Raw genomic sequence first — 24,906 nt, forward strand, 5'->3', positions numbered from 1 at the left:
CGAGCTTAACCGCCGCTAGGAGCGACGAATCTCATAGTCGTACCACTGTACCGAGTCGCGAGAACGCCCCATTCCCTCCTCCAGCCGTTTTCCTTTTGAGCCGAAGCCGGCTCGGCCAGCAGCTACACATGCTAAGAGTACTTTTGCCAAGGAGAGACACTAAGGATAGTAAATTTCCCTCAATCGTAAATCACGCAGCTCGTTCCTTTGGTGGGTTGCCAGACCGCGCCCTCTCATTCTGCAGGTGATCGCGATTGGCGACGACCGTCAATTTGACGGTTACGCATGGCAGGCCCGCTCGAGCGCTTGGATGATCCAAAACTACAACGCTCTCGCTTTTGCCAAGGCACGGTCACACGGACAGATAGAACTAGTGTGGTGAATCTCAAGTTTGATTAATTATTGTTCTTAGTTTTGCTGCGGTGTTACACAATCTGAACGGCTGAACGTCCTGTATTTATGGCTATGCTTGCCGTCGAGCTGAATTATTAATCGGCAGCACGAAAAGACAAACACGAAGCACTCGCAAGTTATCTTAAAAGAAAATATTTTGCTGCATGAGTGTCCTATTGAATTGCCGGAGCAATATTCAGCACCACGATAGATCAGACTTATGCTTTTAATTGAGACTCACCACGCTAGGGGTATCTCTTTGGGGAAGAAGGGGCTTTTTCAGAGTTTCCCTAAGCAATAGTTTTCCGGTTGGTCTACAACAAGCCGATAGCGGGGGATCTTGGAGGAAATCTTCCAACTCGGCAGCGCTTCAGACAGAAGCACAGAGTAGCTGGGATTCTCCCAGCCGCTGGTATCCTTGGCGCATCACACTACGAGGAGGCCAGCCTATGAAGCTCACCCAACTTCACTTGTTATCTTGGTAGCGTTGCTTTAAAGGTAAATGTGCCCTACAGACGGTTATTATGCAGGGCCAAAAGTTTGTTTTAATTCATTATAGGTAAAAACTATGCAAACCCTTCCGGGCGCCGGACTTCTTGGGTTCGGTTTCAACATTCTCGGCTCCTATGACGTCTCATCCGCGACCAAGGCTATCCTGGTTCCACCCAGCGGAAATGGCTCAACCTACACGGACCCGTTCTCCAAGCAGCAATACACTGTGCCGAACAATGTCGTGATTGCCGAGGGAAGCGGAGACCACACTCAATCGGCCCAGGTCGTTGTTACGCGCACGCAGCAACAATTTCAGAGCTCCTTCGCGACTAAAGCGGGCGTCAGCGGCTCCTATCGCGGATTTTCCGGCGAGTTCCGTGCGGCATTCAGCGCCGAGGCTGTTAGCGAGAGCACCTTTTGGTACTGTTTGGCATCAGGGCGGTTCGAAACCTGGAGCGTTCTCCTGCAAGAGGTTTCCTCCCCGAACATCAGCCCCGACTTCTCTTCGGATCCTGATGTCCAAGCAATGTTGGTGCAGACCAACTTCAACACCACCAACCAGCACCTTTTCTTCCGGGTTTTCCGGAAATGGGGAACCCACTTCATCGATCAGGTAACGGTGGGAGGAGAATTTAGCTATTTCACAGCGGCAAACACTGACTACTCGTCAGACGGCATGCAGGTTGAAGCGAATTTGAGCCTGGAGTTCGAGAGCCTCTTCGTGGATGCTTCCGCGAAGTCGAGCCTCAGTTGGGATAAGCTTTCGAAACAGTGGGTTGAGAACCGCCGCACGTCCTGGTCTGCTTCGGGTGGTGACACCAGCCTTCTTCAAGCGGTCAGCCCCAGCCCAACCTTCAAAGACAACTTCGAACCTGCGTATCGGAAGTGGGTGGCGTCAATCACGGCCGCTCCTGCTATCATCGGATTTCGCTTATCCGATCTTTCCCAGCTCTTCTCTGGTGTATTGGAGCAGGCCGTAAGCGACGCTCTGAATGTCTATCTGAACCAGGGACTTTACCTTCAGGCGGAGTTCTCGCGAACAGGCTCCAATTATCCGTCTTCTTACAGCGGCCTTATACAAATCCGAAACCGGACAGTCCCAAGCAATCTTCCGCCTCAGACCAATCCTGACGACATGCGCATGCCTGGTGGGGCTCAAATTGCTGTGTTCGATCCCGACACCTTACAGTTGGTCGTGAATGCTGCTGCCTATAATGGCAATTGGCGAGAGAACGACCGGATATGGGATCATCTCCATGCGTCAGTTCAAGGCCTGTCCGACAAACCTTACATCGTCGCGCTGACAGTGTATTCCGTTCTTGCTACCACGAATTTCCCGAACGCTCAAATGGCTTCGTGGCTTTCCGGTTATGGGGCAGCTATGCTTAACTGGAAGAAGTTGGCAACTATCCATTGCGGGGATGACTTCCAAGTGAATTATCTTCTTGTTGGCCAACAAGGAACCCAGCCTGGCCAAGCCGTCGAGAAGTTTACCACCAATATCGCTGTTCAGGTTGACTACCGAGGCTACACTCTTACCAACCTGTCCGTCCCTCTGATTCCGCCCTATGGCGGCGAGGGCCATTACACTATTGCGACGGCCACCGCGGACACGAACGATAATGCAATCACTGCCGAACAGATCCAGCCTGTAGGTAATAACAACATGTGTTACTGGGATGTGGGATGGAAGCAGTGGTGGCTTCCGGGTGAAGAGACGTGCTTCGACGGAACGGCACGAATCTGCATGCCTAATGGCCGATGGATGTTGAATGGGAACTGCTGACCCAGGAAGAAGCAAGTGCGAGACGGCTAGGCCACTCCGCAAGCATCGCTTAAAGCTGCTTGCGGTCGGTCATGCGATGATACCCACCGGGTTCGCACGGGTGCTGCATAACCTCTTGCCGTGGCTGGCCGCTTATTTTGAGGTCCATCATTTCGGCCCAAACTATTCGGGTTCGGTCCCGGATCTTCCATGGCGGATCCACCCGAACCCGAATCCTCACGACGTGCACGGGGCTGAGGGGCTTCATGACCTGGTGAGCGAGGTCCAGCCGGACGTAATCCTACTTCTACAAGACCCTTGGATAGTGCCTGTTTATCTCGGAGCCATCCGGTCTTCCGGAGTAAGTGCGAGGACGGTTGTTTACTGCCCTGTCGATGCGCCGTTCATGGATCCAACTCCCCTTCATTGGGCACGTGAGGTGGATGGCATCGTCGCCTATACAGAATTCGGCAAAAATACCTTGATTGAGGCTCTTAATTATTTGATGCCGAGCGGCGAGCAACCGCTCCTGTCTGTGATCCCGCACGGCACTGATACGGAGAGTTTCTATCCCACATGTGATGGTGTGCCAGCTCCCAATGCCATCAGTGGCCAAGCGGCCGACCTGAGGCGCGTACAGGCGCGTCGCGTCCTATACGGGAAAGACATGAGTGGGCAGTTCATCGTTTTGAACGCCAGCCGCAACCAGCCCCGTAAACGTTTGGATCTTACTATCGCCGGTTTTGCTCAGTTTGCAGCTGGCAAAGATGACGTCTGGCTCCACTTGCATACGGAGAGAAAGGGCCTAGGCTGCGATGTCGAGGCGATTGCGAAGACACATGGCATAGGTGATCGCCTCCTGTTGCCGCCTGCGGTAACCGACCATCCCGACCTGCGGGTGCGGGATCTAAACCTTCTCTACAATGCCTGCGACGTAGGGGTTAACACCGCCAGTGGAGAAGGCTGGGGCCTTGTGTCGTTCGAGCACGCCGCAACCGGTGCAGCACAGATCGTCCCGGGACATGGCGCCTGTTGCGAGCTTTGGTTTGGGTCAGCACTTCTGCTTGACGTCGGAAAGCGAGAGCCCATGGGATGCTTCCTGGAGGCAGCAGTAATCTCGCCCACTTCTCTCGCCAATGCTTTGGAGCGCCTATATTCAGACAGAGGCCTGCGAGACAGGATGGCTCACGCTGCGTACGAAAACTCAACTGAAGACCGCCTGCTCTGGTCACGCATCGCGGAGCAGTGGGCGGCCTTCCTCCTCGCATGAGGGCAGGACAATGTGGATAGCAATGGCTATTTCATCGCTAGGCTTGGTAGCGGTTCACAGAGAAAACTTGTTTGGGGCCAGTGTGTCGGCGTTGCTGGCGCCGCCCTGTTGCCGGCGGCACGCGCTGCACTGATCCGGGTTGGCCTCAGCCCGCCCAGCTTTCAAGCGTGAGTGGCTTTCTGCTTCTGGCTATCCATTCGTTCGATTTCGGCCAGAAGCAGGGCGGCCGCCTTGACGAGGGCACTGCGGGCGTCGCCCGGTTTCCAGCAACCCAGATTCCAAGGCCAGGCGTGGTCTGGCTCGCACTTGCGAAGGCCGAGCACCTGACGCTGCGCGAAAAGCGCATAGCAGGCTGCAGCGGCCGGAAACTCGCCCAGATCGTACTGGCTGTCGTGCTCCAGCGAAAATCCCTCGACCTCGATCTGCCGGCGTCGCTCGGCAAGCACGTCGCGGGCGGCCGCGGTCAGCTCGGCCTGCTCCTCACCTGGGCTCGACACTGGGTACTCGTGCTGTTTCAGCACCCGCAGCGGCTGGACCTGTTCATCAACAATCGCCATGCATATCCCCTTTTGGATTGCGTTTCTAGGTGGGAATATCAATACGCGACGGACACCTCCGCTTGGGGGCTTTTCCGGCGATTTTCTGGCCTGAAAGCGCAGCTGCTAGTACACCAGCTTCCTTCCGGGGAATAGGCGAATGCCGCTGAGTTGGGATTCTCCGGGCCGTTGGCATCCTTGGAGCATCACTACCAGGAGGTCACCCGATGAACCCCAATCAACTCCACACCTACCTGAAACTCTACTCGCTGGCCGGCCCGGTGCTGGAATCGCTCAAGGACCCAACGGCCGATGCCTTCATCTGGAAGCGCCAGCGCAAAGCAGTGGCGATGCTGGTCGACCTCGGCACCGAGATCAGCGTCGCCGATGGTGCGTTGTCGTTCGCAGGCTATGTCTGCAAGCTGCTCGCCCCCTACCGAGTCGAGGCGGAAAATATCTGCTGGACCTATCGGGATGCCGAGGGGCAGTGGGGGAGCTTCGAGTTGCGCGACCGTGCTGTGGTCTTCGGCCAGGTCCCCCGCCAGAGCCGATATGGAGCCATCGGTTTCGCCCTGGATTTCCTTGGGCACAAAGGCGCTACACCGCTCGATTTGGTCGAGTTCGCCACGAAAACACGAGAGCAGCGGCTCGCCTACGCGACCCAGCACTGGATTGCTGCTGCGAGACTGCATTGAGCGCTGGCCGGCCGATCCAGGGGCAGCTCATCTCCTTGGATGGGAGGGCTGCTCGTTGGCACGTCTGCAAGAAGGCGCGCTCCTGTCCGGTTATACTCGCGGGCCGAATTCCAACCTGGACTGACCAATGAACAAAGCTGAGCTGATCGCCGCCGTTGCCGCCTCTGCGGACCTCCCGAAAACGACCGCCACCGCAGTGCTGGATGCCTTTACCGCGACTATCACCAGCGCCCTGCAGCAGGGCGAGAATGTCGCCCTGGTTGGTTTCGGCACCTTCGAGGTGAAGGAGCGCGCCGCCCGCGAAGGTCGCAACCCGCAGACCGGGGCCGCGATCCAGATCGCTGCCGCCAAGCTGCCGGGCTTCAAGCCAGGCAAGGGCCTGAAAGACGCCCTGAACTGACTCCCTGCCGGCATAACCCTGCATTGAGTGCTGGCGCCCAACCGGGGACATCCATCCCTGGATGGGAAGGGCGGGCTTGAACAGAAAGGGCCAGGCGGGCGAGAAAGGTCGGTTACCACTCTGGCTGCGACCCCATGATATTGAAGTGTTGAAGCGCTCACGCGTTGAAGTAATGAAGCATTGAAGCCAATGCGTATTGAAGCATTCATGTGGCCCAATAAACCGAGCCGATATTTTTCGGCTCGATTCGGTAGGGGGCGAGCACCGGTGCACCATTGGCTCCGGACTGACTTGGAAACAAGGGCGAGGCCGGAAAACGGCGGCAGAACGCCCTCCTATGCCTCCGGTGCCACGTCGGCTCCAGTGGAGGGGCGGAATATTTCCTTGAACACCAGCAGCAGATCCAAGGCAAGGGCCAGGCCAATGGCGCCCATGGCGACGGAGAACAGCAGCGCGTAATGGCCGTGGCTGGCGGAGAACAGCGCCGAATAGGCGTAGCCGGCCAGGGCCTGGAAGCTCGCGAAGGACACGGTGGCACGGCTCCAGGTAGCGTTCTGCTGGTGGTGGTCGGCAACCAGCTGGTGTACGCGGGCCAGCGCCAGCGGCACTATGCCGGGCGGAAACGAACCGATCACCAGCGCCGCGACGGCCAGCAGGCGCAGGTCGGCGACCGTCACCAGTACCGCGAGAGCGCCGGCCTGGGTCAGCAGCACCAGGCGGATTGCCGAGCGCGCGCCCAGGCGGTCGGCCAGGAAACCGTACACCACCGGCCCGACGATGGCGCCCACCCCGTACAGCGTCCAGATCAGCGCGCCGCTGTGGCTGCCGGCACCGAGGCCGCGGCTGACGTAATCGACCAGGAACATCATCGGCGCCACCAGGCCGGCGGCCATCAGGGCGTACTGGGCGAACAGCACGTAGAGGCCCATCGAGCTGCGCACGTCGGCTGCGCTCGAGGTGGCCGGCGTACGCGCCTTTTCCAGAGGCCAGCCGAACCAACTGGTGGCAGTCAGCAGCAACGCTACCCCGCCCAGGCCCAGCCAGGCCTGCAACAGACCGAAGGAGAGCAGGAACGGCACCAGGCTGCCCGAGCCGGCGATGCCCAGGCCGACGCCGAGGAAGATCGCGCCGCTGGCCAGGCCGCGACGGTTCGGCGCGACATGCGGCAGGATGGCGCTTGTCGCGAGCACCATGATCACTCCGCCGGCGATGCCGGACAGCAGCCGCCAGCCGAAAAACCAGGCCATGGACAGCGGTACGGCGCAGGCGAAGAACGACAGGCTCACCAGTACCATCATGGCGCGCAGCACCCCGGTGCTCGACCAGCGGGCGGCGAGCGGCCGTCCTCCCAATGCTCCGATGAGGTAGCCGGCGAGATTGGCCGCCCCCAGGTAGACCACTGCCGATGGGGAGAACCAGTGCGCGTCGATCAGCGCGGACACCAGCGGTGTGTAGGCGAAGCGGGCGAGGCCGATGCCGACCAGGCTGGCGCACAGGCCGGCCCAGATCGGCAGCCATGGGGAGGTGCGGTTGGCCGTGAGGCTGGAGCATTCGGCATTCATGATGACCCCTTGCGTCTGTCGAGAAGCGCAGTCAGTGGCGATGGGGGGAATCATAGAAGCACCGAGCAATGAAATAATGCAGCAATTTTCATTCGTACAGATGCAGATTTGCATCATAGGGAGATCGACATGAACTGGGACGATACGCGGATCTTTCTCGCCCTGTGCCGCGAGCAGACCTTGCGGGGCGCGGCCCGGGCGCTGGGCGTCGACCAGGCCACCGTCGGGCGCCGCCTGGCCTCTCTGGAGCACGCTTTGGGCGCTACCCTGTTCCTGCGCACCTCCCGCGGCTACAGCCTGACGGCCGCTGGCGAAGTGGCGATGGCCGCAGCGCTGAACATGGAGTCCTCGGCCGCCGAGCTGCAGCGGCAGATCCTCGGCATGGACGACCGCATGAGCGGCGTGGTGCGGGTCACCACCACCGACTCGTTCGCCATCGATGTCGTCATCCCGGCGATCGCCCGCCTGCACCAGGCGCAGCCCGGCATCGAGGTGCAACTGCAGGCCTCGACCCAAATGCTCAACCTGAGCAAGCGCGAGGCGGACATCGCGGTGCGCACCCTCAAGCCGGAGAACCCCGATCTGATCGTGCGCCGCGTCGCGCGCTGGAGCAGCGCCATCTTCGCCTCGGCGGCCTACGTGCAGGCCCACGGTGTGCCCGAGCCCGGCACGGCGTTCGCCGGGCATGACCTGGTGCTCTATCAACCGTATCTGGACAGCGGCAAGGAGGTGATGCTGGGGTCCGAACCGATCACCCATGGCCGCATCGCCATGACCTGCACTTCCGGCCTGCTGGTGCGCCGCGCACTGATCAACGGTCTGGGCATCGGCGAGGTCCCGCTATCGTTCGGCGAGGCCGACGGTCTGGTGCGTCTGTGGCCCGCACGCGCATGCCCGCCCTACGACATCTGGCTGGTGACCCACAAGGACGTGCGCCATACCGCCAGGGTCCGTGCGGTCATCGACATCATCGCCAAAGCATTCGCTGCAGTATCCGGCTGAGCCTTCGTCACCCGGCTGCCAGCTATACCGGATCGAGGCAGAAAATATCGGCTGGGTTTATCAGGATAGACAGGAGGAGTGGTGATCCTTTGAGGTGAACGACCGCTGGGTTGTCTCAAGTCCGGTAGCCGGCCGGGAATTATCGTGGTGCGCTCGAGTTCGCCCCGGATCTCCTTGGGCTGGAAGGCTCTGCTCCGATCGTATTGTCGCCCTCTATGTAATCCCGGACGGGCAGAGTGCATCCAAACACGGCATTCCCACCCAAGAGATCCTGGGCCCGGGTGGAGGGGCTTTGACCATCGCCCAGCGTCCGGCTCCCCTTGGAGCCACCTGCCGAACCATTTTCCTTCTCACGTACTCGTCGGCGCTCCACCTGATCGGGATGTTTTGCCGGAGGATTTGGAGGGTTTCAATGCCGCCAGCAGGGCGTCGTTCTGCACTCTGAGGGTGTCCAGTTCGCCACGCATCCGGGCCGCCTCCTCGCCCCTGGCCTGAGCCTTCGCCAGTTCGTCCCGCAGCTGCTTCAGCTCGGCGGTGTGCTGCTCGCGGGCCATTCGGGCCGCCTGTTCGGCGGCGTTCAGACGCTCCCGGAGCTGGGCCAGCTCGACGGCCTGGCTCTGGCATTGCGCAAACCCCTCCGTCAGGTGCTCCTGGGTCGCCGCCAACTCGCCCTTTACGCCGTCCAGCTGGTGCTCCAGGTCCTCGACGGTCAGGGCCGCATCGGCCAGCTCCCGCTCGGCCTGCTCGCACTGCTCGCCGGCAGCCCGGACCACCTCTCCCACGCGCCGTTCGGCCGCCTTCACCGCCTTGTCGTTCAGCTCGACCGCCAGGGCCGCCAGGCGCTCGGTCAGCGCTCGGGTGACGGTCGCCAGTTCCTCGGCCACTTCCACCGGCAGTTCGGCCACCGGCGCCGCCTCGGTGACGGACAAGCGGGCCAGGTGATCATCCCAGACCTGTTTCAGCCGGTTGGGGTTGCCGCCGCCTACCTTCTGCCGCAGGGCGAAGCCGGTGACGTTGCGGCCGGCGGCCTGCAGGGCTTCGCCGGCCTGGACGATCTCTTCGAGGGTGTATTCGGCGGGGCGCATGGCGATCGATCTTCAATCGGCTGAGGTTGAACGCAGCATAGCGAATAACAAAACAAACAAATAAACAAATTAAAGACGGAAATCGGCAGGCCCTACACCGGCACCTGACCCTCGATCTGCCGGCGGCGCTTGGCAGGCTCGTCACGGACGGCTGCGCTCAGTCCGGCCTGCTTCTCACCAGAGCTCGAGCCCATAGAGGCGTACCGTTCCAGCACCCGCAGAGGTGTCGGTGATCGGCCTCGTAGCGTGCGGTGCGTTTGAACTGCATGACGGGATTGGGATTCCGAGAAGTCGAACGGGCTTCTGCTGACGGGATGGCCGGGTGGCGGATGCCTGTCACTGGCCAGTCGTCAGAGACACTTCTGGGGCGGGTCAGGCCAACAGCTCTCCCCTGGCTGCCAATGGTATCTATTGATATCTATTGGTAGATATGAGTACCTGTAAAGAGCTATCAAGAGCTATCCATTTCAAGGCCTTTTGCTTTTTGAGGCCTTGATTAGGCGGTCGCTGGAGACATGGGCGCGAGCCGTCGCGGCATCGACCCAGGCCTTGGGCTTATCCACCTTGGGGCCGCGCTTGCTGGTGGCCACCTGGCTGGGCTTGATATGTCGTGCCAATTCCAACAGGCGCTGTGCCAGTGTGTTGGCCGAATCGTCGGCCCAGGCGGACCAGTGCTCCACCGGCAGCGCGATGAGCATCCCCTCGTAACGGCTTCTGACCTGGACCGCCAGGTGGTAGGGGGAAGCCTCCCAGCCCTCGGGAAGCTGTTCGCGATGAGCCTGTTCCACGCTGCGCTTGAGCACCGCCAGGAGGTTGTAGGCCAGCACCGCCACGGCAAACCCCAGCAGCGCCGCCCGGGGATGGCCCAGGCTGCAGCCCTTCGTCCACCGCGATGGCCTGCTCGCGCGTTCGCCCCGTTGCCGTCCTCTCGGCGTCCTGCCAGGTGCCTTGCCGAACGAGGGGGGGATGCTTGGCGTGCTGGCGCACGATGAAATCGGCCCGGGCCTGCTGGAGCGACTGGAGAATCGCGCGCGTGCAGAAATGCCGGTCGGCCATCCACAGTTGCCCCGGCCGGGCACTGTCCAATAGCGGCAGGACGCCAGTGCGCTCGCTCTCGTAGGCGTCCTCGCAGACCGCCAGATCGGTCACCAGGTCGAGGTCGGGGTCGTAGACCACCAGCGAATGCCCCGGCATACGGGCAGGTTGTCTATCTGGCGTGCGGCGGCGTGCAGCGAAGGGCGCAGTCCCAGGGAAACCAGCGACATCAGCCCGACGACGGTGGAAAACAGCAGCTCGCGTGGATACTGGCGTTGCCGGTGGGCCTCGAACACTTCGTCAACCCAGGCGGCTGGCATTGCCCGCTCCAGCGCCAGAGGTGCCATGACGCTGGCCGGGGCCTGCCTCTCGAACCGCGCCAGAACTGCATCCCACATCGCCTTGCTCGCCTGATCGATTATCGGGAGAGTTTACGCAAAGACCTTGAAAGGGCTGCTATCAAGAGCTACCAAGAACTACCATGAGCCATCAAGAGCTACTAATAGCTATCAGTAGCAATCAAAAGATACCAAAAGATACCAAAAGATATCTTTACAGATAATGTTGCTCGGATTGGCTCGTGGAGTGAACGGGCGAGGCGTTGCTCGCGCCATTGGCCCCATGACCTGCTGGCGCCATCCCCGGAGTCCGGGCCTGCCACTTTCCCAGTATCACCTGATAACCTGGCTACGCTAAAGTAGCTCAAGATTTCTTTTGATAGAAAAAGATAACTTTTTATATTCATTGATATTTATAGGAACTCTTATCTATCTTTAGACTGCTTTGAGTAGCAATAACTATCAGGAGATATGAATGCCTACGACGATCTTTGTGAGCCCCAAGGGCGGTGTGGGTAAGACCACCTCGGCGCTGGCGCTCGCGACGCAGCTGGCGAAGAAGGGCGCCGCCGTGACGGTGATCGACGCGGACCCGAACTACCCTATTCAGAAGTGGGCGGAAGGCGGCCACTGCCCGGAAAACCTTCGCGTCATTTCGGGTGTCACGGAGGACAACATCTCCGGCAGGATCCGTGAAGCTGCTGCCATCGACCCGTTCGTGATTGTGGATCTGGAAGGGACCGCGGCGAAGATCGTGATTCATGCGTTGCAAGAGGCAGATTTCGTCGTCATCCCCATGCGCGGATCCTGGCTGGACGCACAGCAGGCGGGCAGGGCGGTCGCGCTGGTTCACGACCAAGAGATGGCGGTGCGGCGACACGTCCCGGGCTACACGCTGCCATACTCCGTTTTATTGACCTGCACCCCACCCGCGTATGAGACGCGCAACACAGCAGCACTGAGGAGGAGCTTGAAGGAGCGCGGCATACCGCTTTTCGCCACTGAGATGACCGAGCGCGAAGCCTTCCGCTCGATATTCTTCTTCAAGCGCCCGCTGGAGGCGCTGGACTCCGCTCAGGTGCCTGGCATCGAAAAGGCCATCGCAAACGCCGAGGCGTTCGCTGCTGAGGTGATCGAGAGACTGTCCGACAAGGTCAAGAGCAGTGAGGTGGCATCGTGATGGCTGGGCATGAACGTGATGGGGACGCCGACCGCGACGACCCGTTCGCCAATCTAACGACGTTCAAGCCGAAGGCACCTAGTGAGGTGCGCCAGGCGAGAGCGCTAGATGAAGATATCCAGAAGATAGCCAAGGATAACAACTTCCCGTCGCGCCAGCCGCAGACCCCAGAGCCGGAAGCGGTTAAGCCCGGCAAGCGCCGTCGATTCAATTCGTCGGGGCCGAAGGCGCAGCTCAACATCAAGGTCCCCCTTGAATGCCATGCGCGCTTCTACCGAATGGCCGAAGAGCGAAATATCCGCGTGCTGGGCGATCTCCTGGAGCAGGCGCTTGATGCCCTGGAGCAGCAGGATAGCCGGTAGGGGGCGTCAAGCGAGAGGGAGGGGAGGATGTCAACCGGCTGGTCTAGGCACCCAGGCCTCAAGCGTCACTATCTGTCGCTGCTACTCGGGGATTTGGCCATGGCGGGTTGGCAGGGCCGGCGAGCGCCAGCCCGGAGGGGGCGATCACTCGAAAGAGGTTTGGACTTGTGCCTGAGCCAGGATCTTCTGGCGTATCCGTTGGGTTTGAGCCTCTCCGGCGGCAATTCTGGCCGCCAAGGCACCATTCAGCTGGTCGACGAAGTAGGCCAGGTTGCCGGGGGTTTTCGAGCCCCAGAAGGCGTGCCATTGGGCCTTGCATTGCGCCTGAAGCGTGGGCGGCAGCGCGTAGTAATCCTTGCGAACCTTGCGCCACTGCCGTGCATACAGGTCACGCATCCTCTGCACACTGCGCCGGTTTCGCTCGTCCCTGAGCCGCTTTTCTTCGTCCCACGAGTGCTGCTCCTGGGCGATCTGGTCGGCGAACAGCGGCATGGCCTGCTGCTCGCGGGCCAGCTTGCGATTGAAGGCGGCTTCCTTGCGGGAGGTGTAGGTGATCGCCTCGTGGCGCTCGGCGCGCTTGAACTGCATGACGGGTTTCCTCGGAGTTGAACGGGCTTCTGCTGACGGGATGGCCGGGCGGTGGAGTGCCCGTCACTGGTCGGTCGCCAACGGGACTTCCCCCAGTACGCACCAGGCGATTTCGTCGTGATCGTTGCTCAGGCGGCCGATGATTGCGCTTTCCCATTCGTCCGGATCGGGAATGCAGAGGCCATCCTCGTTGGTGAGGCGCAGCACGCACCCATCCGGCAAGGTCAGGTCCAGCGCCCTGCAGTCGCCGCCGGTCCAGACCTCCTCGAAGCCGTAGGCGACCACGGGGTCCACTTCGTAGCGGCCACAGGGCGAGAGGTAGGGGTTGCGAATTTCGTCGCCCTTGTGAATGAAGGCCAGCAGGGCGGGATCGTAGGGGGCCTTATCGTTCCGGCCGGATTCGCTGATCAGGTACATGGTTTCGCTCTCGTGACTGGCAGCTACTTGCTGCAGGCCTTCACGTTGCCATGGTCACGGGAGAACCCAAATCGGGCGCGGCGGCCCGGGCGCGATGGGCGGGCAGGCCGGTGGCGCTCGGGCAGTGGAGCCTGCTGCCAGCGGGAAAGATTGTCCTCACTCGCCGCCGGCGGGCTCCGATACCGACAGCGCCTTGAACACCACCTCGCGCTCGAAGGTGCCCAGGAAGGCGGACCACTCCTCCATCAACGCCCGGCGCTTGTCGAGCAGATCGCCGCGGTTGTAGGCCGCCTCCACCTTGCTCTCCAGGGTGTGCGCCAGCGCCATCTCGCAGACCTCGCGCGGATGGTTGGTCTGCTCGGCGGCCCAGGTCCGGAAGGTCGAGCGGAAGCCGTGGGGCACGCAATTCTCGGCCCCGGCGGCATCGAGTACGCGGCGCAAGGCGTTGCCCGGGAGAGGGCCGGTGCGCCGCGAATTGAGGAAAACAAAATCCCGGTGATTGCCCCGCACCTGTTCCAGGACCTCGAGCATGGCCTCGGTGAGCGGAACCCGGTGAGCGCGTTTGGCCTTCATCCGGTGGGCGGGGATGGTCCAGATCCGGGCGTCCAGATCGAACTCCTCCCAGCGGGCGCCGCACACCTCGCCGTTACGGGTGGCCGTGAGGATCAGCAGTTCACAGGCACGGGCGGCCGGGCTCGGCATCCGATCGAGCCGGTGCAGCAGCGCCGGTACCTGCTCGGCCGGCAGGGCGGGGAAGGGCAGGGTGCTGCGCTTGTGGCGCGGCAGGAGCTTGTCGAGGTGGCCACGCCAGCGCGCCGGGTTCTCTCCCGTGCGCAGCTGGCGGGCCTTGGCGGCATCGAGGATCAGCTCGATGCGGTTGCGCACCCGGGTGGCGGTGACCGGCGTCGTCGACCAGATCGGCGCCAGCACATCGAGCACCAGGTCGGTGTCGACCTGCGCCACCGGCAGCTCGCCGATCCGGGGGTAGACGTGGGTGCTCAGGCTGTTGCGCCATTGCACCGCATGGCGTGGGCTCCAGGACGGGGCGTGGGTGCGCAGGAACAGCTCGGCCTCGGTCTTGAAGGTCGTGCCCTTGCGCCGCTTCGCCCGCGCCTCGTGCTGCAACTGGTGACGCTTGCCGAGCGGGTCGATGCCTTGGGCCAATTCCAGGCGCGCTTTATCCGCGGCCAGTCGGGCATCGCGCAGCGAGACCGCCGGGAAGGAGCCCAGCCCCATATCGCGGCGGTCACTCTGGAAGCTGTAGCGGAACACCCAGCTTTTCGTCCCGCCGGCGGTGACCTTCAGGAATAGGCCCCGGCCATCCTGGTAGGTGCCGGGGGCGGTGGTTTCCTTGACGAGCTTCGGTGTCAGTTTGCTCATATGGGTTCAACCGGGTGGGTGAGCGATGGCATCGCTGGAAGGGATTCGCAGGGGGAATCTATTGGTGGCTGGCGCAGATCCAGCCGCACTGTACGCAGATCGTTTATCCTCGTACAAATCACCTATAGGCTGTAGTAATTGGGGATTCTACCCGCTGCCTGCAGGGCAGTCCCACAGTTTCCCCCACGCTGGAAATCCTCGATCGGGACCGGCCCGCTGGCGCGAGAAAAGCACCCAGTCAGGAGGAAGCCCCCGTTCTCCCGCCGGCCTCTTCGGTCAATGGGGCGAGCGCTTGCCGAGGGCTCGGCCGATGCGAAACGCCACCCAGGCCCAGTAGTCGAGAACCGTGTCGTCCTCGCCGATCGAGAACGCCCAGGTCGTCTTGTTGAATAGCGGATGCTCGCTTTTTCCGGCCTGGCAATATTTCTCTTCCAACTGTTCAGCGCCCAGGCCGGCATCGTTCAAATAAGGGGTAATCAACTCGGCCTCGCTCGGAAGTTTCTTTTCACCGATCCGGAAGGCCAGCCAGGCCGGATTGACCTAGATAAAGCGGGCAATCTTTTCGATATCGGGGAGGGTGGGCTGAGTCGAGCCATTGACATAGCCGGAGAGCACTTGCTCGGAAATACCTGTACCCATCGAAATATCCTGCCGAGTGTAACCAGCTCCATAAAGGCAGGCCTTCAGTCGATTGGCGAAACCCGAGCTGGCGCAACTATCAATAATAAGGTGAGACACTTTGAAATCCTCGCTGTCCGTGCGAGTTTCAGTTTCGGTGGCCTAAGGAAAAACCCAAGTTTTTTTGCCTGCTCAGCCCCCAAAGCTATTATTCAATAAAAGATCGCCTCCAATCACCCTGTCTCTATCAAGATAGCTATCTATGAATTTACCAAGTTGCTTTTGATCAAGCATTCAATGCGTAAAGCAAGACACTACCAACCATGCAAACGAAAAAAGGGAGGCTCTTTTCAAATACCACCCAGATAACTATTCCAGTAAGGAACACTATGATCATAGTGATCCTCACCAAAGCCTCTCCAAGCTCAAGCATAAATGCATCTGCAAGTGACACCAAACCCAACGCCGCAATAGCAAAGTACATGGTGTTTGCTTGTTGCTCTTTGAGCATTTTTTGGATTTTCAATTTTATTGACTGCATTTTTGCTTCTTGATTCATACGCTTCAAAGATTTAGTTTCGTTTTTTTTTAAACTGCCACCAAGTATCTTTTTATAGATGTTTTAGATATTGCTGGCGATCACGCAAAATCCATAGCCAAATGCAACTGACCAGCAAACGGGCCTAGTCCACCAAGTTTTAGTGTCGACCTCATGCTTTTCAATTCCTAAATCCCTCAACCTTGATTCATTTATCTCCAGCAGTAGATATGACGCTGCCGCCGGTGCTAGGACTCCAATCCATAGAATGAATTCTTTAGTCTGCATCAGGCGAAGAGAAGCGAGTGCCGAAATCACAAATATTCCGGCCAGCAAAACACTATTAATCCGGCAATACGAAAGCACAAATAAGGCTCATACCAGTATCGGCATATATCCTTGATTTTCAAGGAGAAACCAAAATACAGAAAGTGCCCTATTGTATTGCCGGATTAATACCAGTGGTTTTTTATTCCTGTGTTCATTATTTGCTGCGAGCAGCACCTTTATATTTACCGGATAGGTTCCGGCATGGCATGAAATTATTGAAGGCGGTTTCATTGGCATCGGGCTGTATAGTATGTCCCGCTGGAGAAGTCCCAGCGGGACAAGCCTGCATCAGCAGACAAAATTGTCAATCAACAACGCTCAATAATCATGGCGATGCCTTGGCCTACACCGACGCACATGGTGCAGAGCGCGTATCTTCCCTGACTGCGATGCAGTTGATTAATGGCGGTCCCCACTAGACGGGCGCCACTCATTCCCAGAGGGTGCCCTAAAGCAATGGCGCCACCGTTAGGGTTGATACGGCTATCATCGATATCCAACTTCAATTTTTTCATCACTGCTAGTGCTTGGGCAGCGAAGGCTTCATTGATCTCCAGAACATCCATCTGATCAAGCGTCAATCCAGCTAGCTTTAATACTTTTTCAACCGCAGGTACCGGTCCAATCCCCATGATCCGAGGTTCAACCCCTGCGCAGGCACAGGCAACGATACGAGCTCGCGGCTGTAAGCCATGCTGCTGCACACCCTTCGCCGAAGCCAGTAATAATGCCGCGGCACCATCGTTGACGCCGGAGGAATTTCCGGCAGTGACACTACCGTTTTCCTTGCGGAACGGCGTTGACAGACGCTGCAAGCTTTCAAAGGTGGTGGCGCGCGGGTGCTCATCCTGATCTACAATGACGGTGCCTTTATGCTTGAGCGTAATTTCAACCGGCACAATTTCCTCCGTAAAAACCTTCATCTCGGAAGCATGCGCATATTTCTCTTGGCTACGCAGTGCAAATAAATCCTGCTCATCACGGCCAATTCCAAACTGTAATGCCACATTTTCTGCGGTTTCCGGCATTGAATCGGTACCGTATACTTCCTGCATTCTTGCGTTAATGAAGCGCCAGCCAATGGTTGTATCGTAAATTTCCGCCTGACGGGAAAAGGCGATTTCAGCTTTAGGTAAGACCAACGGTGCGCGCGACATAGATTCGATACCGCCAGCGATCAGCAAATCCGCTTCCTGGGATTTCAAGTAGCGGGCCGACATAGCTAACGCGTCCATGCCTGATGCACATAGACGGTTGATTGTAGTGCCGGGCGTGCGGGTGTCAAAGCCTGCTAGTAACAGACTCATCCTTGCGACATTGCGATTATCTTCTCCCGCCTGATTTGCGCAACCTAAAATTACATCGTCCAGCGACAGCCAATCAAGATTAGGGGTACGGCTTTTCAGCGCGCGCAGTGGTAAAGCAGCCAGATCATCAGCACGAACCGAAGCAAGAGCGCCAGCAAACTTTCCGATGGGTGTACGAATATAGTCGCAGATAAATGCATCAATCATAAATGTTACCGTTTTAGGTCAGACTACAAGAGAGGAAGAAAGTAGTGCTCTGGCAAGCTCGATCTCACGATCGAAAACCAAATGCTCTCTTTGCACAAAAATTTCTTCTGTTACCTGAGCGCCAAGGCGCTCAAAATGACGTGCCGTCTGTCTTACTCGGCTTTCGGGCACCCAACTGTCGGTATCACTCCCAGTGAGCAAAACTGGCATGTCTTGCAAACAATGGCTGGATGGAGTGTCATTAGTAATTTCCGGCCCGAAAAGCCCACCGGTAAACAAGATGGCACCTCCAAGCCGCCGACGAAATTGATAGAAATATTGACTGGCAATACAGGCACCCTGCGAAAATCCCATCAGCCAGATATTTTTGGCATTGACACCAAAATCAATCAGATAATCAATTAAGTGGTTAATATGGGACAGAGCATTATCGAGAAAGGGTTGATTTTCTTCTATTTCACGAAGAAACCCGTGGGGATACCATGTTTTACCAGGCGCTGAAGGCAGCAAATAAGAAATGTCTTCCAGATTCAGTCGCTTTCCGAGCTGGTAAATATCTTCATTTGATTGCCTGCGACCATGCAGTAAAATAACCACTTTGCTGCTTTTGGTTAATTCAGCTCCGTAATGTTTGACAGGATAATCTTTATCAGCAAAATGTTTTTCTACAAAATTCATAGCCTATCTCCTTAAGAAGTATTTCACAGAGAGCCCTGAAGTCATTATGCAACTTGTCGAGCATAATGACTTACAATGACCAAGGTGGCGGCTGCGGCCGGACTGCTCATATGCACAAGGGAGCGGTTGTGGGTTTCGTCGAATTCCAGCGCCTCGGCAGGCAGATTATTGAATTGCACCCCTTGCGCCCAGCGGGCGAGCTGCTCGGAAAAGGCTGTTACGTTACTTCCTTGATGGGACATTTTAACTCTCCTGATGGTGATCGACTGGCCAGCCAGCCGCCGTCGACCGGCAGCAGTGCTGCCAGTGATATCGGTGCCGACTTCGCCGCAAAGCAAGTGATCATAATGAACTACACATTGTTGCAATGTTCGTCTCGAAAGTATCCCAAGTGCGCAATAGGTTTGCCGAACGAGGCCAGTTCCAAAGGTAGAAAGGCAAGAAAAACCGTCCACGCGTTTGCCTTGGGAAGTTGCTGTCATTTCATTTCAACTGCCAAGGTCATTCACCTTCAGAAACAAGCCCAAGAGGTGCGGACGGGTCGGGAAGCCAGTCGTCCCACAAAGATCCTGAAGGTCATTGAGGGCTTTGCGGTCCAGCTTGAGGTGCTGTTCTGTGACCATGAGGAGACGACCCAAAGTATCTCTGGGGCGGGTAACTAGCCGACGCGGCGATGCCGAATGCCAAGGCGACCATGAAGGTTTCATAACGCAATTCTTTGGGGAGGCTCGGCAGAAGCGCTTGCAGCAGGGTTTCGCGCGCGATTTTCAACAGCTCGCTGGCATCGAGTCGGCCATTCATACATGCAATCCTTGAGTCAGTCGGAGGAGGTCGTGTTCCAGTTCCGGAATCAGCCGGCCGGTCAGAGCCAGCTCCAGCGAAGCCTGCTCGCCGGACAGGTGCCGCTGCGCCTGCTGCAGGGCGATGACCGCCCAGCGCAGGTAGGCCATCACCTGCCAATACGTCAGCTCCACGGCTTCCAGGCGTCGGCCCGACTCCTGTTCATAGCCACCCAGGAAATCTTCGAGGCGGCCGATTCCGCCGGCTTGCAGATCGGGCCTGGCGAAACGCCAACAGCGGGCAGTGAACCAGCCGATGTCTTCTCGCGGATCGCCCCAGCCGGTGAACTCCCAGTCGAGAATGCCGCTCAGCTCGCCGTCATGGACCAGATAATTGCCGGTTCGGTAATCGCGATGAATCAGACAGAGGGCCATGGGTTCAGGCGCGTGGCGCTCGCACCAGCGCAGCCCCCACTCCAGCACTGGCAAAGCCTGCGGCAAGGTGTCGAGAAAGCTGCGATAGGACTGGATGGTGGCCAGGGCTGGCGAGCCGTCCGGCATGGGCAGAAAGCCGCCCAGCTCCAGGCGCGGCGGCTGGATACGATGCAGGCGCGCCAAGTTAGTGCCCAGAGCATGGGCCAGCCGGCGATTGCCCTCAGCGCCGCTGGCGGCGCCGGTCAATACATGGCCCGCAGCAATCCCGGGGAGCATTTCCATCAGGAAAAAAACCCGGCCGGTTACGCCAAGGTCCTCGCAGAGCCACAGCGGCCGCGGTACCTTGACGCCCGCCTGGTGGACCAGCGAGAGGACATTGAATTCCTGCGACCGGCTCAGGCTAGCCTGCACCACCGAAGGAGAGTCGGTCCGCAGCACCCAGCGATGGCGCCCCTCGAACGGTCCGCCGTCCAGATGGACCTCGAGCAGCCAGTTTTCCTGAATGGCGCCGCCGGAAAGGCGCCGCTGGGTCTCGATGGAGGCTCGCCTCGCCAAGGCGCTGGCGCAGATGAAGCTTTCTAGGGCGGCCGTCGCCAGCACGCTTTCTTCGACGACGACCGTATTGTTCAAATTGCTCATGAGAGACATCCCTGCCTGCATTCTTTCTGGAAAGACTCGGCTTCCTGCCGTTGCAGCGTTATTAGAGTACTAGACGAACTTTCGGGCTGTCGAGCCAGAAATTCTGTCAAGGGGCAGTGCAGCAATGAAGTGCGACTGATGACCATGACAGGCTAATCTTGCAACTTCATCGTCGCACGAGTGCCTAGCCGAGCGGTTCGCCGAAAGCATGGACTGAGCCAGCCCTGCACACAGCGCCGGGGCTACCAGAAGATGGGCTTTAGGCAGAATTAAAGCGGCGAGAGGGTGAATCTCGCCGTTTTTCGTAATTTCTACGTCTTCTCGTGGGCCATCGTCCTGAGGAGTCGCACTCTGCGAGATCCCTTGGTATTACGCCTGTGCCGATCTGTCGACACAGGCGTAATAAAGGAAAGGGCTTTCCCAGCAAGCGGTCAGTGGGCAAGCGCCCAAATCCATGTAAGCGGTAGCCAACAGCCCCTGATCAGCGCACCCCTCCCATCAGAGGCGTCATGAGTGCACTCCCCCTACGGTCAGGCCGACCAACTGGCCGGCGTCGTTATGGGTGTCCATTTCCATCACCGCGGCGATCAGTGCATCGCGCTGGGACGGGTTCAGCAGGTCCGAGGCGTTGTCGTGGAACTTGCCGAGGATCTCTGCTTCGCTCATGGGGTTCTGCTTCGAGCCGCGGTTGTGCTCCTCGATGGTGCTTACCAGGCGCCCATCACGCAGGAGGATGCGGACTTCCGCCTGGAACCGCTCCGGGCCCGGATAGCTGGGGTCGGGCAGGTAGCGCACGCGCTGGGCGATGGCCTGGACGAAGGGATCGGCCAGGGTTTCCGGCGCGTAGGAGTGACGATCGATGCGGCCTTTCACCAAGGCTTCGGCCAGGGTGAATTGAAGGCTGACGCGGCCGTGGGAATCCGAGCGCGGAAAGTGCTTTTCATCCAGAGGTTCGCAGAAGACGCCCACCTGATAGGGCGCGATGGGGCATTCGATGAATTCCACCTGATCCGCTTCGATGCCGTGCTCCTGGCGCAGGCGCAGAATGGCGTCAATGTAGGGATGGATTACGTGGGCCACTGGATACGGCTTGAACGAGGAACTCTGGCTTTCCCAATGCTCGCCGAGCGCCGCCACAAGCTGCTCGTAGTTTTTCGGCGCCTCGGCCGATTGCAGGTGCGATTCCATCAGGCCGAAGCGGCCCTCGATCACTTGCGCCGGCCCCGTGGTACCACAGCCGGCCAGCATCGCGGCGTGGATGCCCGATTGGGCAGCCCAGCCTGGGTGCAGGAACTTGGTCTGGGTGCCGTCGACCCAGCATGCCAGCAGGCCGGAGGCAAAGCTGCCGCAGATGCCGGCGGCGTTGCGCAGTTGCTGCACATCCAGCCCATACAGCTTGCCGGCCAGATAGGTGGCGCCGAAAGGGGCGAACAGGGCGGTGGGGTGAAAGCCGCGCTTGTGGAACTGCTGCGGCGAGATGCTGCCGATGCGGCAGGAGATCTCGTTGCCGATGGCAAGGGCAGTGATCAGGTCGCGGCCGCTGACGGTGCGCGACTCGGCGATGGCCAGGGCGGCGGCCACAGCCGGACTGCTCATATGCACAAGGGAGCGGTTGTGGGTTTCGTCGAATTCCAGCGCCTCGGCCAGCGCGCCGTTGACGAAGGCGGCGCCGCTGACGGAGCTGGCGGTGCCGCAGCCGAAGAAATGCGCTTCGCCCTGAGGATACAGCGCGGAGATCGCCTGGCGCACCGACCGGCCGAACGGCGTGCCATGTCCGGCCAGGGTCAGGCCGATCACATCCAGTACGCGGTACTTGCTATCGCGCACCACCTCGGCAGGCAGATCATCGAATTGCACCCCTTGCGCCCAGCGGGCGAGTTGCTCGGAAAAGGCTGTTACGTTACTTCCTTGATGGGACATTTTAACTCTCCTGATGGTGATCGACTGGCCAGCCAGCCGCCGTCGACCGGCAGCAGTGCTGCCAGTGATATCGGTGCCGACTTCGCCGCAAAGCAAGTGATCATAATGAACTACACATTGTTGCAAATTCGCCTCGAAAGTATCCCAAGTGCGCAATAGGCTTGCCGAACGAGGCCATTTCCAAAGGTAGAAAGGCAAGAAAAACCGTCCACGCGTTTGCCTTGAGAAGTTGCTATCATTTCATTTCAACTGCCGGTGTCATTCACCTTCAGAAACAAGCCCAAGAGGTGCGGACGGGTCGGGAAGCCAGCCGTCCCACAAAGATCCTGAAGGTCATTGAGGGCTTTGCGGCCCAGCTTGAGGTGCTGTTTTGTGACCATGAGGCGGCGGCCCAAATTAGCCGGAGTGGGTAACGTCCCAGGCTGCGGTAGTTGCAAATATCCAAGTCAATGAGCGGCAGCTACCGAGGCGCCGATGCCAGTCTGTCCGCGGATATACTGGTCATCAAAAGCCGCCTGCTCGGCCTTAGCCCTGACGGAATCATCCAGCCGGGAAACCACAATCGCGCTGAGGAAGGCCAGCGGCATCGAGAACAGTGCTGGCTGGGTATAAGGGAAGACGGCTTCAGCGAAACCGAACACGTCCACCCACACCGACTTCGACAGCACCACGAAGGCAATCGCGCTGACCAGTCCCAGATAACCGCCTGCCAGCGCCCCGCGTGTAGTCAACCCGCGCCAGAACATGGATAGGAACAACACCGGGAAATTAGCCGATGCGGCAATGCCGAATGCCAGGGCGACCATGAAGGAGACGTTGGTGTTTTCGAAAACGATGCCCAGTCCGATGGCGATTACTCCCAGGCCCAGAGTGGCAAATTTGGTGACGCGCAGTTCCTGCCCTTCGCTCGCCGTGCCCTTCTTGATGACCCGCGCGATTCTGTCGAACTCGCCATTTGCCCGGTAGACATAAAGGCCCGCCAGCAGGCAAAAGAAGACGAAAAGGAACATTCCTGCCACGACGCCAAAGGTGAGGTTGGAGGTTTCAGAAAGGCGGCGGCCGATCAGCTCCGGCCATAAAGTCACCAGCCCCATGTAGCCATAGAAGACCACCAGGATGGCCACGAACAGGCGGACCGTGAGTCGGTTGCGCTTGGTCACCAGTTCAGTGAAACGGGAATGACGACGGATACGTGCATACAAGGGATTCGACATGGAAATCTCTCGAAAAATACTTGCTGAAAATTATTATTGGAACGCATGCCAAAATTAATGCTCGGTTTCAGCGGGAGTCTCCCTGGCAGCTTTCGCCCATTCTCGAAGTATGAATTTCTGGATTTTGCCGGTGGCAGTCTTCGGCAGCTCGACCAGCGAGACCTGCCGCGGGGCTTTGAAATGCGCCAGCCGCGAACGACACCAGACGATCAGATCCTCGGCTTGTACCGTCTCGATCGCATCGGCGCGCAGGGTGACGAAAGCGTATGGGGTTTCGCCCCAATGCTCGTCCGGACAGGCTACCACTGCCGCCTCGACGACGCAGGGATGCTGGTAGAGCACCTCCTCGATTTCCAGCGAGCTGATGTTTTCGCCGCCGGAAATAATGATGTCCTTCGAGCGGTCCTTGATTTCTACATAGCCATCCGGATGCAGCACTGCTAGGTCGCCGGTATGCAGCCAGCCGCCAGCAAAGGCCGCCTGGGTCGCCTCGGGACTATTCAAGTAGCCCTTCATCACGGTGTTGCCGCGCACCACCAGTTCGCCCAGGGTGCATCCATCGGCGGGCACCGGCTCCAGGCTGTCGAGGTCGAGCACTGTGGCCTCGTCGAGCATCGGGTGGGCAACACCCTGGCGAGCCATGAACACTGCGCGTTCGGCCAGCGGTAGTTCGTCCATGCCCGGTTGCCAGAAGCAGAGGGTGCTGGGGCCGTAGCTTTCGGTCATACCGTAGGCGTGAGTGATACAGAATCCACGTGCCTCCATGGCCGCGATTACCGCGCTGGGCGGGGCTGCGCCACCGGTGATCAACGCAACCGGCTGGTCGAAGCGGCGTGCGAACTCTTCCGGGGCGTGGATCAGCATGGACAGCACCACCGGTGCCGCGCTCATGTGGGTGACGCCATGCTCGGCAATCGCCGCGTAGATCGGCCCGGCCTGGACCTTGCGAAGGCAGACATGGGTGCCGCCGGACAGGGTCACCGCCCAGGTGTGACTCCAACCGTTGCAATGAAACATCGGCAAAGTCCACAGATAGACGCTACGCGGACCCAACTGAAAGGCTAGTGCACCCGCGCAGGCATTGAGGTAGGCGCCGCGGTGATGCAGCACCACGCCTCTGGGGTCTCCGGTGGTACCCGAGGTGTAGTTCAGGGCGATCGACTGCCACTCGTCCTCAGGCAGCGAGAGCGGCCGTGCCGGATCGCCTTGGACTAGGAAAGCCTCGTAATCCAGTTCACCGATCAGCCTGCCGCCTGCCGCCAGGGAGTCGTCGACATCGATCACCAACGGACGCGTTTGCAATCCGGCCAAGGCTTGCTCCACCGTATCGCTGTATTCGCGGTCGCAGATCAGCACCTTGGCTTCTGAGTGCTGGAGAATGAAGGCGATGCTCTGCGGTTCCAGACGGATATTAATGCTGACTAGTACCGCACCGGCGCCAGGGATGCCGTAATGCGCCTCGAGCATCTCCGGAACGTTGGGGGCCAGCACGGCCACCCGATCGCCGACCTTCACCCCGGCCTGGACCAAGGCACTGGCCAGCCGACGGCAACGATCGTACAGTTGGCGGTAGCTGTAACGGCGTTCGCCATGAATCACCGCGGTGCTCTCGGGATAGATGTGCGCCGCCCGCTTGAGAAAGGAAACCGGCGACAGCGGCACGTAATTGGCAGCATTGCGCGGAAGGTCAGCATCGAGGATCGAGGGGATCATGCGCTTAGCTCTCCTGCAGCAGCGCAAG

At 59.3% G+C, this 24,906-nt stretch carries 23 protein-coding genes and 1 pseudogene; 8 read left to right on the top strand and 16 right to left on the bottom strand.

Translation table 11 applies throughout. The features are described 5' to 3' along the window. Window positions 1-961: 961 nt before the first annotated feature. Together GCU53_RS24755 and GCU53_RS24760 are read left to right on the top strand one after the other, a co-directional pair. Window positions 962-2,671 carry an MAC/perforin domain-containing protein gene (locus GCU53_RS24755; RefSeq protein ID WP_152390203.1) on the top strand — a complete coding sequence of 570 codons (1,710 nt, stop codon included), beginning with the start codon at window positions 962-964 and terminating at the stop codon, window positions 2,669-2,671. A 385-nt stretch (window positions 2,672-3,056) separates the two neighbouring features. Beyond that, a complete protein-coding gene (locus tag GCU53_RS24760) occupies window positions 3,057-3,920 on the top strand; it encodes a glycosyltransferase family protein (protein WP_152390204.1) in 864 nt (287 codons plus the stop codon). 161 nt (window positions 3,921-4,081) lie between these two features. Here the strand turns inward: GCU53_RS24760 and GCU53_RS24765 are convergent, their stop codons facing one another. Beyond that, window positions 4,082-4,477, bottom strand: a complete 396-nt coding sequence (locus GCU53_RS24765) for a hypothetical protein (RefSeq protein WP_152390205.1) — start codon at window positions 4,475-4,477, stop codon at window positions 4,082-4,084. A gap of 206 nt (window positions 4,478-4,683) precedes the next feature. On the opposite strand from GCU53_RS24765, the gene GCU53_RS24770 reads away from it, so the two are divergent. Together GCU53_RS24770 and GCU53_RS24775 are read left to right on the top strand one after the other, a co-directional pair. Further along, window positions 4,684-5,151, top strand: coding sequence for a hypothetical protein (locus GCU53_RS24770; protein WP_152390206.1), 468 nt, complete (start codon window positions 4,684-4,686; stop codon window positions 5,149-5,151). A gap of 127 nt (window positions 5,152-5,278) precedes the next feature. Then, a complete protein-coding gene (locus GCU53_RS24775) occupies window positions 5,279-5,551 on the top strand; it encodes an HU family DNA-binding protein (protein WP_152390207.1) in 273 nt (90 codons plus the stop codon). 335 nt (window positions 5,552-5,886) lie between these two features. Here GCU53_RS24775 and GCU53_RS24780 read toward each other — a convergent pair whose 3' ends face one another. Beyond that, window positions 5,887-7,113 carry a YbfB/YjiJ family MFS transporter gene (locus tag GCU53_RS24780; protein WP_152390208.1) on the bottom strand — a complete coding sequence of 409 codons (1,227 nt, stop codon included), beginning with the start codon at window positions 7,111-7,113 and terminating at the stop codon, window positions 5,887-5,889. 129 nt (window positions 7,114-7,242) lie between these two features. On the opposite strand from GCU53_RS24780, the gene GCU53_RS24785 reads away from it, so the two are divergent. Further along, entirely contained in the window at window positions 7,243-8,115 is an 873-nt protein-coding gene (locus tag GCU53_RS24785; RefSeq protein WP_152390209.1) for a LysR family transcriptional regulator, read from the top strand. Window positions 8,116-8,465: 350 nt separating this feature from the next. Here the strand turns inward: GCU53_RS24785 and GCU53_RS24790 are convergent, their stop codons facing one another. Further along, window positions 8,466-9,200, bottom strand: coding sequence for a DNA-binding protein (locus GCU53_RS24790; RefSeq protein ID WP_152390210.1), 735 nt, complete (start codon window positions 9,198-9,200; stop codon window positions 8,466-8,468). A gap of 467 nt (window positions 9,201-9,667) precedes the next feature. Then, window positions 9,668-10,582: pseudogene (locus GCU53_RS24795) on the bottom strand (transposase). A 466-nt stretch (window positions 10,583-11,048) separates the two neighbouring features. On the opposite strand from GCU53_RS24795, the gene GCU53_RS24800 reads away from it, so the two are divergent. Together GCU53_RS24800 and GCU53_RS24805 are read left to right on the top strand one after the other, a co-directional pair. Next, complete coding sequence (locus GCU53_RS24800) at window positions 11,049-11,753, top strand: ParA family protein (RefSeq protein WP_152390211.1); 705 nt, start codon at window positions 11,049-11,051, stop codon at window positions 11,751-11,753. Then, window positions 11,753-12,115 (top strand): stability/partitioning determinant, encoded by a 363-nt coding sequence (locus GCU53_RS24805; RefSeq protein WP_152390212.1) that lies wholly within the window; start codon window positions 11,753-11,755, stop codon window positions 12,113-12,115. The genes GCU53_RS24800 and GCU53_RS24805 overlap by 1 nt, the downstream gene beginning before the upstream one ends. Before the next feature lie 144 nt (window positions 12,116-12,259). Here the strand turns inward: GCU53_RS24805 and GCU53_RS24810 are convergent, their stop codons facing one another. The 8 genes from GCU53_RS24810 to GCU53_RS24845 form a co-directional block, all read right to left on the bottom strand. After that, on the bottom strand, window positions 12,260-12,703 hold the full coding sequence (locus GCU53_RS24810; RefSeq protein ID WP_152390213.1) for a hypothetical protein: 444 nt from the start codon (window positions 12,701-12,703) through the stop codon (window positions 12,260-12,262). Window positions 12,704-12,766: 63 nt separating this feature from the next. Further along, window positions 12,767-13,120 carry a hypothetical protein gene (locus GCU53_RS24815; protein WP_152390214.1) on the bottom strand — a complete coding sequence of 118 codons (354 nt, stop codon included), beginning with the start codon at window positions 13,118-13,120 and terminating at the stop codon, window positions 12,767-12,769. A 156-nt stretch (window positions 13,121-13,276) separates the two neighbouring features. Further along, window positions 13,277-14,500: a tyrosine-type recombinase/integrase gene (locus GCU53_RS24820; RefSeq protein WP_152390215.1), complete on the bottom strand. Its 1,224-nt coding sequence runs from the start codon at window positions 14,498-14,500 to the stop codon at window positions 13,277-13,279. A 276-nt stretch (window positions 14,501-14,776) separates the two neighbouring features. Next, complete coding sequence (locus GCU53_RS24825; RefSeq protein WP_152390216.1) at window positions 14,777-14,980, bottom strand: hypothetical protein; 204 nt, start codon at window positions 14,978-14,980, stop codon at window positions 14,777-14,779. 60 nt (window positions 14,981-15,040) lie between these two features. Then, entirely contained in the window at window positions 15,041-15,238 is a 198-nt protein-coding gene (locus tag GCU53_RS24830; protein WP_152390217.1) for a helix-turn-helix domain-containing protein, read from the bottom strand. A gap of 166 nt (window positions 15,239-15,404) precedes the next feature. Next, complete coding sequence (locus GCU53_RS24835; protein ID WP_152390218.1) at window positions 15,405-15,686, bottom strand: hypothetical protein; 282 nt, start codon at window positions 15,684-15,686, stop codon at window positions 15,405-15,407. Window positions 15,687-16,294: 608 nt separating this feature from the next. Further along, the gene (gene pcaF / locus GCU53_RS24840) at window positions 16,295-17,500 is read right to left on the bottom strand and encodes a 3-oxoadipyl-CoA thiolase (protein ID WP_152390219.1); all 1,206 of its coding nucleotides are present in this window, start codon (window positions 17,498-17,500) and stop codon (window positions 16,295-16,297) included. Between the two features lie 18 nt (window positions 17,501-17,518). Next, the gene (locus tag GCU53_RS24845) at window positions 17,519-18,178 is read right to left on the bottom strand and encodes an alpha/beta hydrolase (RefSeq protein ID WP_152390220.1); all 660 of its coding nucleotides are present in this window, start codon (window positions 18,176-18,178) and stop codon (window positions 17,519-17,521) included. Between the two features lie 65 nt (window positions 18,179-18,243). On the opposite strand from GCU53_RS24845, the gene GCU53_RS24850 reads away from it, so the two are divergent. Further along, entirely contained in the window at window positions 18,244-18,840 is a 597-nt protein-coding gene (locus tag GCU53_RS24850; RefSeq protein WP_152390221.1) for a hypothetical protein, read from the top strand. A 135-nt stretch (window positions 18,841-18,975) separates the two neighbouring features. Here GCU53_RS24850 and GCU53_RS24855 read toward each other — a convergent pair whose 3' ends face one another. The 4 genes from GCU53_RS24855 to GCU53_RS24870 all read right to left on the bottom strand — a co-directional run bounded on the left by GCU53_RS24855 (window position 18,976) and on the right by GCU53_RS24870 (window position 24,878). Next, on the bottom strand, window positions 18,976-20,031 hold the full coding sequence (locus tag GCU53_RS24855) for a phosphotransferase family protein (protein ID WP_152390289.1): 1,056 nt from the start codon (window positions 20,029-20,031) through the stop codon (window positions 18,976-18,978). 507 nt (window positions 20,032-20,538) lie between these two features. Further along, window positions 20,539-21,951 (bottom strand): MmgE/PrpD family protein, encoded by a 1,413-nt coding sequence (locus tag GCU53_RS24860; RefSeq protein WP_152390222.1) that lies wholly within the window; start codon window positions 21,949-21,951, stop codon window positions 20,539-20,541. A gap of 446 nt (window positions 21,952-22,397) precedes the next feature. After that, on the bottom strand, window positions 22,398-23,165 hold the full coding sequence (locus tag GCU53_RS24865; RefSeq protein WP_152390223.1) for a sodium:solute symporter family transporter: 768 nt from the start codon (window positions 23,163-23,165) through the stop codon (window positions 22,398-22,400). Window positions 23,166-23,219: 54 nt separating this feature from the next. Next, entirely contained in the window at window positions 23,220-24,878 is a 1,659-nt protein-coding gene (locus GCU53_RS24870) for an acyl-CoA synthetase (protein ID WP_152390224.1), read from the bottom strand. Window positions 24,879-24,906: the final 28 nt, after the last annotated feature.

Source organism: Azotobacter salinestris (assembly GCF_009363155.1).
GTDB lineage: Bacteria > Pseudomonadota > Gammaproteobacteria > Pseudomonadales > Pseudomonadaceae > Azotobacter > Azotobacter salinestris.

Excerpts from the sequence above, each read along its gene's own strand:
- GCU53_RS24755 (WP_152390203.1), top strand. The coding sequence starts at position 962 with ATGCAAACCCTTCCGGGCGCCGGACTTCTTGGGTTCGGTTTCAACATT.
- GCU53_RS24760 (WP_152390204.1), top strand. The coding sequence starts at position 3,057 with ATGGATCCAACTCCCCTTCATTGGGCACGTGAGGTGGATGGCATCGTC.
- GCU53_RS24765 (WP_152390205.1), bottom strand. The coding sequence starts at position 4,477 with ATGGCGATTGTTGATGAACAGGTCCAGCCGCTGCGGGTGCTGAAACAG.
- GCU53_RS24770 (WP_152390206.1), top strand. The coding sequence starts at position 4,684 with ATGAACCCCAATCAACTCCACACCTACCTGAAACTCTACTCGCTGGCC.
- GCU53_RS24775 (WP_152390207.1), top strand. The coding sequence starts at position 5,279 with ATGAACAAAGCTGAGCTGATCGCCGCCGTTGCCGCCTCTGCGGACCTC.
- GCU53_RS24780 (WP_152390208.1), bottom strand. The coding sequence starts at position 7,113 with ATGAATGCCGAATGCTCCAGCCTCACGGCCAACCGCACCTCCCCATGG.
- GCU53_RS24785 (WP_152390209.1), top strand. The coding sequence starts at position 7,243 with ATGAACTGGGACGATACGCGGATCTTTCTCGCCCTGTGCCGCGAGCAG.
- GCU53_RS24790 (WP_152390210.1), bottom strand. The coding sequence starts at position 9,200 with ATGCGCCCCGCCGAATACACCCTCGAAGAGATCGTCCAGGCCGGCGAA.
- GCU53_RS24800 (WP_152390211.1), top strand. The coding sequence starts at position 11,049 with ATGCCTACGACGATCTTTGTGAGCCCCAAGGGCGGTGTGGGTAAGACC.
- GCU53_RS24805 (WP_152390212.1), top strand. The coding sequence starts at position 11,753 with ATGGCTGGGCATGAACGTGATGGGGACGCCGACCGCGACGACCCGTTC.
- GCU53_RS24810 (WP_152390213.1), bottom strand. The coding sequence starts at position 12,703 with ATGCAGTTCAAGCGCGCCGAGCGCCACGAGGCGATCACCTACACCTCC.
- GCU53_RS24815 (WP_152390214.1), bottom strand. The coding sequence starts at position 13,120 with ATGTACCTGATCAGCGAATCCGGCCGGAACGATAAGGCCCCCTACGAT.
- GCU53_RS24820 (WP_152390215.1), bottom strand. The coding sequence starts at position 14,500 with ATGAGCAAACTGACACCGAAGCTCGTCAAGGAAACCACCGCCCCCGGC.
- pcaF (WP_152390219.1), bottom strand. The coding sequence starts at position 17,500 with ATGATTGATGCATTTATCTGCGACTATATTCGTACACCCATCGGAAAG.
- GCU53_RS24845 (WP_152390220.1), bottom strand. The coding sequence starts at position 18,178 with ATGAATTTTGTAGAAAAACATTTTGCTGATAAAGATTATCCTGTCAAA.
- GCU53_RS24850 (WP_152390221.1), top strand. The coding sequence starts at position 18,244 with ATGACTTACAATGACCAAGGTGGCGGCTGCGGCCGGACTGCTCATATG.
- GCU53_RS24855 (WP_152390289.1), bottom strand. The coding sequence starts at position 20,031 with ATGAGCAATTTGAACAATACGGTCGTCGTCGAAGAAAGCGTGCTGGCG.
- GCU53_RS24860 (WP_152390222.1), bottom strand. The coding sequence starts at position 21,951 with ATGTCCCATCAAGGAAGTAACGTAACAGCCTTTTCCGAGCAACTCGCC.
- GCU53_RS24865 (WP_152390223.1), bottom strand. The coding sequence starts at position 23,165 with ATGTCGAATCCCTTGTATGCACGTATCCGTCGTCATTCCCGTTTCACT.
- GCU53_RS24870 (WP_152390224.1), bottom strand. The coding sequence starts at position 24,878 with ATGATCCCCTCGATCCTCGATGCTGACCTTCCGCGCAATGCTGCCAAT.